The sequence below is a fragment of the Flavobacterium phragmitis genome, from assembly GCF_900112575.1.
Classification (GTDB): domain Bacteria; phylum Bacteroidota; class Bacteroidia; order Flavobacteriales; family Flavobacteriaceae; genus Flavobacterium; species Flavobacterium phragmitis.
This window is the reverse complement of record NZ_FOMH01000003.1, coordinates 397941-409988: the sequence shown is the minus strand read 5'-3', so window position 1 is coordinate 409988 and position 12048 is coordinate 397941. Positions and strand designations below refer to the sequence as shown.

Sequence of the window (12048 nt, the reverse complement as noted above, 5' to 3'; positions counted from 1 at the left end):
TATCTTTGCATCCGCATTAGAGAAGCACGGTCCGTTCGTCTATCGGTTAGGACGCCAGGTTTTCATCCTGGTAAGGGGGGTTCGATTCCCCCACGGACTACAAGTTATATTACATATTGAATAGTTTCCAACTTAGGAGAATTTAGGTCCGTTCGTCTAGGGGTTAGGACGCCAGGTTTTCATCCTGGTAACAGGGGTTCGATTCCCCTACGGACTACAAAATTAGTTGTAAATAAGTTTTGTAAAATAAAAATTGGTGTCTCGGTTTTTATTTTATTAGTTAAAACCAAAGTGATTGTTTTGCAATTGTGGGAGGTTTTTCTTTTTTAACTAGTATTTATAATAATTATTACATCTAAAATTAAAGAAAATGGCAAATCATAAGTCAGCATTAAAAAGAATCAGAAGTAACGAAAAGAAAAGAGTTCTTAACAGATATCAACATAAAACTACTCGTAATGCTATTAAAGCATTGAGATTAGCTACTGATAAATCTGATGCTGCTGCTAAATTATCTACTGTAATCTCTATGATTGATAAATTAGCTAAAAAGAACATCATTCATGATAATAAAGCTTCTAACTTGAAGTCTAAATTAACTAAACACGTTGCTAAATTGTAATAAAAACAATTTGCTAAAAATATAAAAGTCCTCTTCTAGGGGACTTTTTTTGTTTTAACTCCAATTGTAAAATCCCATTAATAAAAAATTGCAAATTCCAATTTATATGATAATTGGAATTTGCAATTTTTATTTGTAAAATGTAATACTTGAACTTTAAGTCTTTGTTTTTTGAAATTTAAAGATTGGAATTTTTCCTAAAGGTCTATTTTTTTCTTAAGATATTCCAGCATCGGAATTGTAATTGGTTTTGACAGGAAATCAATGATAATTGGATACTTTTTTGCTTTGGCCAGATCTTCGGGGTCAATTGTAGAAGATAAAACAATTACAGGGACAGAATTGAATTCTTTATAATCCGATGAAGTGAAATGGTCTAGAAATTCCCAGCCTCCCATTATTGGCATGTTTAGGTCTAAGAAAATCAATTCTGGTTTTTTTTTGTTTTTGTCGTTTGTGTATTTTAAGGTGTTGAAATGATGGAGTGCTTCTTCACCGTTTTGAGCTGTAATAACTTCATGCGAAAATGAAGATTTAGAAATTACTTTTTTGCATAACATCAGCGTGATGGGGTCATCGTCAACGCATAAAATCTGCTCGAGCATAATAATTAGTTTTTAAATGTTATTGTAAATGTGGTTCCTTTGTTGACTTCGCTTTCGATAGAAATTATTCCTCCCATTGTTTCTACCTGCGATTTTACAAGATAAAGGCCTAATCCTTTACTGTCCGGATAATTGTGAAATCTTTGGTAAAGTCCAAAAACTTTATCTCGATTTCTTTCTAAATCAATTCCAATTCCATTGTCCTTGAAGGTTAATATCGTTTTGTTGTCTATCTTATCGGCTGTAATTGATATTTTTAATTTTCTGTTTTCTGATTTGTATTTAATTGAGTTGGTCAGTAGGTTTAGTAAAATGCTTTCAATATATGCTTTGTTTGTATTTAGTTCCGGTACCTTGTCAAATTTAAGTTTAATTATTGGTTTGTGCAGCTCTATCTGAAAGGAGAGCTGGCTGAAGACATTTTCAAAAACTTCTTTTAAAGAAACTTCTTCCTTTTGCATTGAAGGGTTGTCTTTTATGATGATAACTTTTACTAAGTCGTTTATTGTTTCATTTAGTAAATGTGTTGATTTGGTAAAGCCAGCTAAAATTTCTTCTAATTCTTCGTTTTCTAATGGAATGTCTTCGATGAGATTTAATAATCCAATTAAATTCGATAAAGGCGCTCTCAGGTTGTGAGAGGTAATATAAGAGAATTGTTTTAGGTCTTTATTGTTCTGAGTTAATTCACGGATGAGATGTTCTTTTTCTGTTTCCAGTTTTTTCTCATCGGTAATATCTCTTTGTATGGAAATCCAATGCGAAATAACGCCTTCGTTATTGAAAATTGGAATCATAGAAAAACGAACCCAGTATTCTTCTTTGTTTTTAGTATAAGTTATAGTTTCAATGAGACATTCTTCTTCATTTTTGATAGCTTTTAAGAGTTTTTTTAATTCTTCAGAGTCGGAATTTGGTCCTTTAAAAATGTTTGGCGACTTTCCGATTATTTCATTGGATAAATAACCTGACATTTGAGAGAATGCAGGGTTAACATACACTATTTTTGGAATTTTTCCATCAGGAGAATTGGCCTCTGTGATTAAAATGGAATCTTTAGATTGTGTAATTACGGTTTCCAGAAGTTTTAATCGTTGTTCTTCTTCTTTTTGTTTGGTAATATCCTGAATGGCTCCAATCATTCTGATAGCTCTTCCGTTTTCATCCTTCAATAAAAAGCCTCTGTCTAGAACATATTTATAAGTTCCGTCTGCGCATCTAAAGCGATATTGATCCTGCCATTTTTCCGTTTTTTGTTCAATGAAAGAATATAGTTTTATTGACATTCGGATACTATCTTCCGGGTGGATTTTGTCAAACCACCATTTAGAAGTTTTTCCTACTTCTTCTGGGTTATACCCGAAAACACTTTCAATTCCTTTGTTCCAATTTATGCTATCCTCTTGTATTTTCCAATCCCAAATAGTGTCGCTAGTTGCTTTTGCTACAATGTCATATTTCTCATTGGATTCTTTTATTTCTTCGTTGGTTTTGTTTAGCTTTTCAAAAATTGTTTTGCTTCTTTTTTCATTTTTTGAAAGTATAAATCTAAAAACCAATCCTGTAATTAAAATGAATATAATGTCTTTTATAAGGGATAAATACAAGTATTCTGAAGATGAAAAGTGACCTATGAGTAGTTTATGACATAAAACAGCCATAAGTATCGAGATGATGGTGTAAATAAGAGTAATTTGGAGAGTTTTACTTTTCATTACTCCAAATATAGTTAAATTAACTATAACTAAACATATGTTAATACTATTTTGAGGGCTATATTTTGATGTTTTGTATTAACTAATTGATTGTATATACGCAAACTATGATAGAAACATTTTTTTTTTAAAAATAAAGTGTACCTTTGCGCCCATTAAAAATCACAGATGGAATCTATTAGAAACATTGCAATTATTGCCCACGTCGATCACGGTAAAACAACTTTGGTTGATAAAATTATGTATCACTGTCAGTTATTTCGTGAGAACGAAAACACAGGTGATTTAATCTTAGATAATAATGATTTAGAGCGTGAGAGAGGTATTACAATTACTTCTAAGAACGTTTCTGTTCAATATAAAGGAACAAAAATCAATATTATCGATACTCCAGGCCACGCCGATTTTGGAGGTGAAGTTGAACGTGTATTGAACATGGCCGATGGTGTATGTTTACTAGTGGATGCTTTTGAAGGACCAATGCCACAAACGCGTTTCGTATTACAAAAAGCGATTGACTTAGGTCTTAAGCCTTGTGTAGTTATCAACAAAGTCGACAAAGAAAACTGTACTCCTGAAGAAGTTCACGAAAAAGTTTTTGACTTAATGTTTGAATTAGGTGCAACTGAAGAGCAGTTGGATTTCCCAGCGGTTTACGGTTCTGCAAAAAACAACTGGATGTCTGATGACTGGAAAGTGCAAACACAAAACATTGAGCCTTTATTAGACATGGTAATTGCTAATGTTCCTGCTCCTAAAGTATCTGAAGGTACTCCACAAATGTTGATTACTTCTTTAGATTTCTCTTCTTTTACAGGTCGTATCGCTATCGGACGTCTTGAAAGAGGTACTTTAAAAGAAGGAATGCCAATTTCTCTAGTAAAAAGAGATGGTAAAATCATCAAATCTAGAATTAAAGAATTACATACTTTCGAAGGTTTAGGCCGTAGAAAAGTAGAAGAAGTTGTTGCCGGAGATATTTGTGCTGTTGTAGGTATTGAAGGTTTTGAAATTGGTGATACTATCGCTGACTTCGAAAATCCGGAAGCTTTGCAAACTATCGCTATCGACGAGCCAACAATGAGTATGTTGTTTACCATTAACGATTCTCCTTTCTTTGGTAAAGAAGGTAAATTTGTTACTTCTCGTCATATCCGTGAAAGATTAACAAAAGAGTTGGAGAAAAACTTAGCAATGAAAGTTGGAGAGACTGATTCTGCTGATAAATTCATGGTTTTTGGTCGTGGTGTATTGCACTTATCTGTTCTTATTGAAACAATGAGAAGAGAAGGATACGAGCTTCAAATTGGTCAGCCGCAAGTAATCATCAAAGAAGTTGATGGTGTGAAATGTGAGCCAATTGAGGAATTGACTATCGATTTACCGGAAAACCTTTCAGGTAGAGCGGTTGAGTTCGTAACTATCCGTAAAGGAGAAATGCTTTCTATGGAAGGTAAAGGAGAGCGTATGATTATTAAATTCAACATTCCATCTCGTGGAATTATCGGTTTAAGAAATCAATTGCTTACTGCTACTGCTGGTGAGGCTATTATGGCACACCGTTTCATCGGGTACGAACCATACAAAGGAGAAATTCCTGGACGTAACAACGGTTCATTAATCTCTATGGAAAACGGAAAAGCTATTCCTTACTCTATCGATAAATTACAAGATCGTGGTAAATTTTTCGTTGATCCAAACGAGGATATCTACGAAGGGCAAGTAATTGGAGAAAATACTCGTAGCGACGATATGACTGTTAACGTTACTAAAACGAAAAAACTTTCTAACGTACGTTCTTCTGGAGCTGATGATAAAGCTAGAATTATTCCAGCTATCAAATTCTCTTTAGAAGAAGCTTTAGAGTACATTCAAAAAGATGAGTATGTTGAAGTTACTCCAAAATCTTTACGTTTAAGAAAAATCTACTTAAGCGAAACAGATAGAAAAAGATATAAAATCTAATCAGTTTTAAATTCTAAATAAAAAATCCCAAATTCCAATTAGGAGTTTGGGATTTCTTTTTTTTAATGTTTTTGTTTGGAATTTGGAATTTGGATTTTTTAAAATTGGAATTTATTAAAAAGTTATCTTTTCAAACTAAAATGTCCTTTTACTTCTCGTCCATCTTCCAGTTTTATAGTGTACCAATAATCATCTGCGGGCATTGGGCTTCCAGTATACGTTCCATCCCAGCCATTGCCAGAAGCTAAAATCTGCTTGATTAATTTACCATATCGATCGAAAATAAGGATTTTTGCTCCTGTGTTAAAAACGTCATCGGCTCCTTGTATATTCCAATAATCATTATGACCATCATTATTTGGTGTGAAAAACTTAGGAATTCCAAGTACAGCAATAGTTTTGGATATTTTTCCGCATTTATTTTTATCATTGATATAAAGCTCATGTATTCCAGCACGAACATTTTCAAAGTAGTTCGAATCTTGAAAAGAACCGTTTGGATCATCAATACTATATTCATAATTTCCTGTTCCCGAAACATTTACTTCGACTGTATTGAAGTCTGATAAATCCGATATGGAGACAGAATCGAGATGTGCAATATCCGAAGCAGTTACAGTAATGGTTCGAGTTCTACTGCAACTGGTTTCATCTTTTGTAAAAACTTCTACGGTATATTTTCCTTCTTCATTAACATCTAAAGTTTCATTTGTTTCTCCCGGAATTATACTTCCATTTTTAGACCAGACATAAGTGTATGTACTGGCTGGGATATTTCCGATGATTCCTGCATCAAGTTTAATATAAAAGGTTGGCAAATTGGAACAAACCAATCCGTCATCACTCTTGTCGATATTGATATCTATATTGGGTTTTGCATTTACTTTTAATGTTATAAATGGTCCTATTCCAAAACAAGCATTATCTAGATTACTGTCGACTCTTATCCAGATATTCTGTTGATTTGGTGTCGAATTTCTATAATTAGAAGGATTTGGTATTGCGTTAGTTTCTGCAAAAGCATCTATTTCATTTGCATAATACTTTATTGAATAATTGATACTTGCGGAAGGAAGCATTGCTTCAATTTCCTTAGTCACACTGCTAAAGTCAAAGGTTGCAATACCATCTGTATCTGCACTTATATTTTCGACTGAATCATCACAAACAGTAAATAATCTTTTAAAAGCAGGGTCAATTTGTGTAGTTGAAACTACCAGATTTAATTGCGCAACAGAAAAACATCCATTTGAATTCTCAACTCTTGTCCAGATACTTTTGTTATTGCTTGTAAAAGCAAGAGGATTTGAAATTAATGCTGTGACATCTTTTGTATTGGCTCCAGCTAAAGTAGTGTAATAAGAGAAAGTTTCGTTTGAAGCATTGGCGGAAACAAAGCTGTTTTTCTCCGTTATATTAAAATTTGAAATGCCATCGGTATCATCATCACATTGTACAATTGTAACAGGAGAATTTAATACTGGAAGTGCTAGAATTTTTAACGTCACAGAATTTGCCGAAGTCAATCCACAAGCATTATTGATTCTATTTAAAAGCACACGATATTGATAACCATTCATTGTGTTGCTTGTTTTCTGAATCGTCAAAGCGTTGGTTTTGGTTCCAGTATAAACCGTATTTTCAGTTAAAGCATTCCAAATAGTGCCGCCATCAGTTGAGAACTGCCATTGGAAACTGTCGGCATTGGATTCTACAGAGAAAATTGCTTTTTCCAATTCACAAATGGTTTGATTTTCGGGTTGTTTTGTAATTATAATTGGAGTTGCAATAATATAATTCCCATTTGGTGCGGTATATCCATCAGTTCTGCTGGTTACAATTCCGAAAGAATCTACAATTACTGGAGCCTTTCCTAACTGACCGTCAAAATCTGGATCTGTAAAACCGGCTTCAATAACATCATTACAGCCATCGTCATCGCTGTCAAGTTCTGTATAATTTTTTATGCCGTCATTATCAGAATCCAAAACAGTATATTTTAAAATACCATTATCGGGACTGGTTTCTAGAGAATTTGATAATCCGTTGGTTCCAAAATCCATAGTATCAATCACTCCATCTCTATTTGCATCGGGAGCATTGCTACCAGATTCTACCAAATCATATATTCCATCGTTATCACTATCTAAATCAAGATAGTTTGGAATTCCGTCTTGATCAGTATCTAAAGGACTAGCCGATAAGACAAAAATATCGTCTAATCCGTCTAAATTAGCGTCTGTGTTAGATAATGGTTTTGGCTGTATTTGCGATTCTATTAAGTCTGGAATGCCATCATTGTCTGAATCTAAATCCAATTGATCAGGGATTCCATCTCCATCAGTATCTTTAGGCACGCAAGTAGCAACAAGTTTAAATGCTGATTTGTTTGCAGCAGTATCAACTAGATTTTTATGGGTGATTTTAAAAGATTGAGTTTGATAAGACTGGAATTTGAATGTACCAGTTCCCGCTGGTAAAGGAACATTTCCATTTAATCGAAAGCGGATTTCGAAAGAAGAAAATTCTTTAACACCACTTTCATATATTCCGTCATAATTAGTGTCAATCAATAACTGATTATCAGGATTTAAAACAGTAAAAGTTTTATTAATATCAGAATTAATAATGTATTCGGCATCAGGATTTAATAATTCATCAGTGTTTGCCGTCGAGCTGTATTCTAAACGCAGGTTTATAGGATTTGTAAATTTTAGAGAATAACTCGTCGAAGCTCCTTTTCCAGAAGCAATATGGGTAATAAAACTTCCATCTGCGCTTCCGCTTACAGGTGCTACGACCGGCAGAGGATTGGTAATTTCACCAGTAAAAGAATTAGAATATGCGCCAACTTTTACTAATCCTAAAAGTGGGTTTGAAATATTTATAGGCAAATCTCCATAAGATTCAGTACAATTTGTTATTCCGTCATTATCATAATCAATGTCAATATTGTCATTTACTAAATCATTGTCCTGATTAATGGGGCATTCACTTACCGGAATTTTGTCAGAGAAAATGTTCGTAACACAACCCGATATACTTCCTCTTACCTGATAAAAACCAGGTTGGGTAGGAGTGTAACTGTTTTTAGTCTCGCCAACGATAAGAACATCATCTTTATACCATTGAAAAGTATCATAAGAGGATAATGTATTTATTTTTAAAGATACATTTGGAATGCATGAAGAATTGTCGAGTGTAATTTTACCGCTGACAATTTCAGGTTTTAAATCAAAACCTGAATAATACCCGCCGTAAGTTGCTGCGCCATTCGTCCCAAAATAAGAAACATAGATTTGCTTAGTTGATTTTACAGCTATATTTCCAGATAAATTAGGAATATTATAACGTACGAAATCTGCCGTTCCTTGAATTGCAATTGGAGATTCTGTAATAGGAGAGTTGTTTAAGGAAACAGTAGCTCCGCTTTCGGTTACAATATTGAGAAAACCATTAAAAGTGTTACTGCCAATAGATTGAATTTGAGGAATATTATCTACTGTATTTGGTGTTGCACAGTTTATTGGAGGTACAAAGAACATATTTTGATTAGCGGGCTGTATGGTTCCTCCAATACTTTGATAAGCAAATACGTTTGCAGATGTCTTTACGTATAAACTTCCATTATCAAATTGGCTTCCGTCAATTACTACATATTCTCCACTGTTAAGTGTTTTGTATGAAGATGAAGAACCGTTAAGAAAAACGTCTGTATTATTATAATGTGCAACTAGTAATACACGTTCTAATTCATCGGTGCCAAGACCTTTTATGAATATATATTCTTTTCCTGTTTTTTCAAGAGAAACGATTTGATCAAAACCCACATCTCTCCCTGCAGGAACAGAAGCTCTTCCCTGATTTGTCATGACAGTACTATTACTTCCTCCAAATGATCCAGAATTCACGACAACTGATTTGTCAGATTGGACTAATGCTCCAATCATTTTTGAACTGTTTGAAACAGGCTGGGCATCATTGTAGTTTTTCAAAGCCAATACATAGCTTTCATTTTTATTTAATGTAACTGATATTGGCCCAGAAATTACCGTTCCATCTAAAAGCTGAGTGCCGTTTTGAATATTTGAAATAGTGATTTTAGTATTGTTTTCTGTAGCCATGATTGAGGCGAAGTTCAACAATGTTTCGTCATATAATGGATTTAACATTGCTCCCAATCTAAAAGTCGTGCCAAGAGCGCTGTTTCCTTTAGAAACTAAGCCACCAGCATGACTATATTGTCCATTTTGAGCTAATCCAGCATTTACTCTCACACTTACATAAATTAAATCCTCGGCTTCAATTACGTAACCGCGCCCTGACACAATTCCATTGTTGTTTGGTGGAGCAAATAATTGTGTATTACTTCCTGTTGCTATATAGTAGAAATAAGGATTAGTACTACTTACGACTCCATTGACTACGTTGCCATTATTGGCTATGATTTTGAAATTTACAGCTGTCAAACTTGGAGTTGAAATATATAAATATTGATCGTTTGCAAGTCCATCAACAGAAATCAAAGGTGGAATATAATGAGTCTTACTAAATTGTGAGAAACAATCTAAAATGCAAAGCAGAAACAGAAAGAAGGGTAATATTTTTTTCATTGGCTTGTTAAATGGCTGTTACTGATTTGAATCGCCTAAACCAAAAATAGAATATATTTTAATTCTCTTTTAAGATTGATTGTCTTTTCTTTTCAAATAGTTGAAATTTTAAGAGTTTTTTAAAGCTTTCTTGTTTCAAATATAAGTTTAAGATGAAAAATTAAAAAAAAAGTCAGCGATTAAAGAGATTTTTTATCTTTTTAGGCTAAAATGACCTTTTACTTTTCTGCCGTCTACAAAAGTTAGGGTAAACCAATAATCGTCTGAAGGTAATTTTTGTCCGTTAAAGTTTCCAGTCCAGCCCATACTATTCTGATTCATTTGTTTTAATAATTTTCCGTACCGGTCAAAAATACTAATAGTATAATCTGGAAGCAGGTTAGAATCTTTAATAAACCATAAATCATTATAACCATCTCCATTTGGAGTAAAGAATCTAGGATAATCTAAGACATAAACTAAAAAAAGATTTGACAAACCACAGCCATTTTTATCTCTTGCGACAGCGTTGTATGTTCCTGTAGGTACTCCATTAAATATGGGACTGTCTTGAAAAGTTAAGCCATCTAATGAAAATTCATAATCGCCAGTTCCCGTATATTCGAGTAGTACTGAATTATCGTTTCCTGAGAAATCTTTAGTAACAGCATTTGTAATAACCGCAGGTTCAGATGAAATAACTTTGAAGTTTTTTGTTTTTTCACAGCCATTAGAACCTTTTACTGTTACTGAATAATCTCCAGCTGTATTAATATTTATAGTATTTGAGGTTTCGCCAGTATTCCATAAATAACTGCTGAAACCAGTATCAACAGTGAGAGTTGTAGTACTATTTGGACATAAATATTCTGATTCGTCTTCAAAATTTGGAGGATCAAAAGTATTTACCACAAGCGGAACAGGAACAACATCATAACAATCTGGGCCATTTACCACTCTGGCATAAATGGTTTGATTATAAGCAATAGTATTTTTAAAGATATTAGGAAGCGGATTTGTTTCTGTTAATGCCTCGTTAGCCGTTAAAAAATAATTAGCTGTTAATCCACTCGGAAGACCAGCTGTGATTACTGGTGTAACTTCAGTATTCAAATTGAACTGATAAAATCCGTCTTGGATTTCGTCTTCATCACAAGTATTTATAGGGGCAGGATCTATAATTGAAGTTGTTGCGATTTGCAGTGTTACAGTTGCCGTTATAAAACAGCCAAATTCATTTTCCAGACGAGCATATACAATTTGGTTTGGAGATTTGTTAATGTAGGCTTGTGGTGTTGTGATCTTATTTGTTTTGTTTCGTGCATCTGCCAAAGTTTCATAATACCCTTCATTCAAAGTGGATGAAATATTGTTTTTTACGATATTATTCACTTTAGTTAAATCGAAAATTGAGAAACCATCTGTGTTGTCATCACATTGCAATAATGTGGTATTTGTTGAAAGAATCTCAGGAGCAAATTCAAGTTTAATTTCTCCCATTACAGCGCAAGTTGATGGTGCAAATGTCACTTCTGCTCTATAATTTCCAGTTTCTGTGGCACTATACGATGAAGCGTTTGCGCCAATAATTTCTACATTATCTTTAAACCATTTATAAGTATAAGAAGGAGATAGTTTTGTATCCAAAAGTATTGTTTCTCCATAACAGACAGAATTATTGTTTGCTGCGGTTCTATCTTCACCAAAATCAATTTTTGACGTGAAACTGCCTGCTTGTAAGAACACGGCTGAATCGTAATATTGAAATCTGTCATCGCCGATAACAAGTTTAATATGGTATGTTTTTCCTGGTGTAACGTTGGTTCTAGCATTCATTACAATGGTTTGTCCTGTAAAATTAATTGGTGCAGATGGCGGATTAAATCCATTAAAATATTCCTGATTTACTGCTGGACAACCATTATAATCATTTCCATTTCGATCTTTTCCAGGTACAATTGTGGGGCGAATATTTAATGAAGATACGGGAGTATTTGTATTAGGTAATGTAGCTATATTTTTATAAAGGTCGCCTGTTCCTGCTTCTTTAATTAAAAAAGCAAAACCATCTGAATAGGAACAAGGATAGCCGTATTGGTACTCATTTGAAGCAAAAATGTAATTGAAACTAATCAAATCCGTTAAAGGAACAAAATCAAACTCTAAGACTGTTGCATTCACAGAAGTAATTCCTAAAGCTTGATCCAGGTCAGAATCTCCTAACCAAAGATTACTCCCTCCTCCCATTGAGGCTGTATAAGGTCCTGCTATTTGTGATGCCATAGAGGTACTCAAAACCACACCTTCAGAAAAGGGAAAATTGCTTGTACCTGAATTAAAATAAGCATAACTCATAGGTACAATGGGAAAAGTTCCATCTCCCTTACCAGCAGTATTGCTAATAGCGAGACAAGAGCTGTTAACTAAAGTGTTTTCTACTAATTGCTGTGGCGTTCTTGCGCCATCTATAGTGATTACTTGTGCATTGGCACAAATACATGTGAAGTTTACAAGTAATAAGAGTAAAAGGCTTTTAAAATAATTCATAG

At 33.7% G+C, this 12048-nt stretch carries 6 protein-coding genes and 2 tRNA genes; 4 read left to right on the top strand and 4 right to left on the bottom strand.

Going from position 1 to position 12048, the window contains the following annotated elements; genetic code table 11:
* Positions 1–28 precede the first annotated feature (28 nt).
* The 3 genes from BM289_RS07360 to rpsT all read left to right on the top strand — a co-directional run bounded on the left by BM289_RS07360 (position 29) and on the right by rpsT (position 622).
* Positions 29–100 (top strand) — tRNA-Glu (locus BM289_RS07360).
* A gap of 45 nt (positions 101–145) precedes the next feature.
* Positions 146–217: transfer RNA gene (locus tag BM289_RS07355), tRNA-Glu, on the top strand.
* 153 nt (positions 218–370) lie between these two features.
* Positions 371–622: a 30S ribosomal protein S20 gene (rpsT, locus tag BM289_RS07350; protein WP_091492106.1), complete on the top strand. Its 252-nt coding sequence runs from the start codon at positions 371–373 to the stop codon at positions 620–622.
* A 197-nt stretch (positions 623–819) separates the two neighbouring features.
* Here the strand turns inward: rpsT and BM289_RS07345 are convergent, their stop codons facing one another.
* On the bottom strand, positions 820–1227 hold the full coding sequence (locus tag BM289_RS07345; RefSeq protein ID WP_091492105.1) for a response regulator: 408 nt from the start codon (positions 1225–1227) through the stop codon (positions 820–822).
* A 5-nt stretch (positions 1228–1232) separates the two neighbouring features.
* The gene (locus BM289_RS07340) at positions 1233–2942 is read right to left on the bottom strand and encodes a PAS domain-containing sensor histidine kinase (RefSeq protein ID WP_091492103.1); all 1710 of its coding nucleotides are present in this window, start codon (positions 2940–2942) and stop codon (positions 1233–1235) included.
* Positions 2943–3110: 168 nt separating this feature from the next.
* On the opposite strand from BM289_RS07340, the gene typA reads away from it, so the two are divergent.
* Entirely contained in the window at positions 3111–4907 is a 1797-nt protein-coding gene (typA, locus tag BM289_RS07335) for a translational GTPase TypA (RefSeq protein ID WP_091492101.1), read from the top strand.
* Positions 4908–5029: 122 nt separating this feature from the next.
* Here the strand turns inward: typA and BM289_RS07330 are convergent, their stop codons facing one another.
* Positions 5030–9520: a T9SS type B sorting domain-containing protein gene (locus tag BM289_RS07330; protein WP_091492099.1), complete on the bottom strand. Its 4491-nt coding sequence runs from the start codon at positions 9518–9520 to the stop codon at positions 5030–5032.
* A gap of 192 nt (positions 9521–9712) precedes the next feature.
* Positions 9713–12046: a T9SS type B sorting domain-containing protein gene (locus BM289_RS07325; protein WP_091492098.1), complete on the bottom strand. Its 2334-nt coding sequence runs from the start codon at positions 12044–12046 to the stop codon at positions 9713–9715.
* Positions 12047–12048 lie beyond the last annotated feature (2 nt).

What these genes read in the sequence shown, in the direction of transcription:
- BM289_RS07345 (WP_091492105.1), bottom strand. Translation starts at nt 1,227, where the DNA reads ATGCTCGAGCAGATTTTATGCGTTGACGATGACCCCATCACGCTGATG.
- BM289_RS07330 (WP_091492099.1), bottom strand. Translation starts at nt 9,520, where the DNA reads ATGAAAAAAATATTACCCTTCTTTCTGTTTCTGCTTTGCATTTTAGAT.
- rpsT (WP_091492106.1), top strand. Translation starts at nt 371, where the DNA reads ATGGCAAATCATAAGTCAGCATTAAAAAGAATCAGAAGTAACGAAAAG.
- BM289_RS07325 (WP_091492098.1), bottom strand. Translation starts at nt 12,046, where the DNA reads ATGAATTATTTTAAAAGCCTTTTACTCTTATTACTTGTAAACTTCACA.
- BM289_RS07340 (WP_091492103.1), bottom strand. Translation starts at nt 2,942, where the DNA reads ATGAAAAGTAAAACTCTCCAAATTACTCTTATTTACACCATCATCTCG.
- typA (WP_091492101.1), top strand. Translation starts at nt 3,111, where the DNA reads ATGGAATCTATTAGAAACATTGCAATTATTGCCCACGTCGATCACGGT.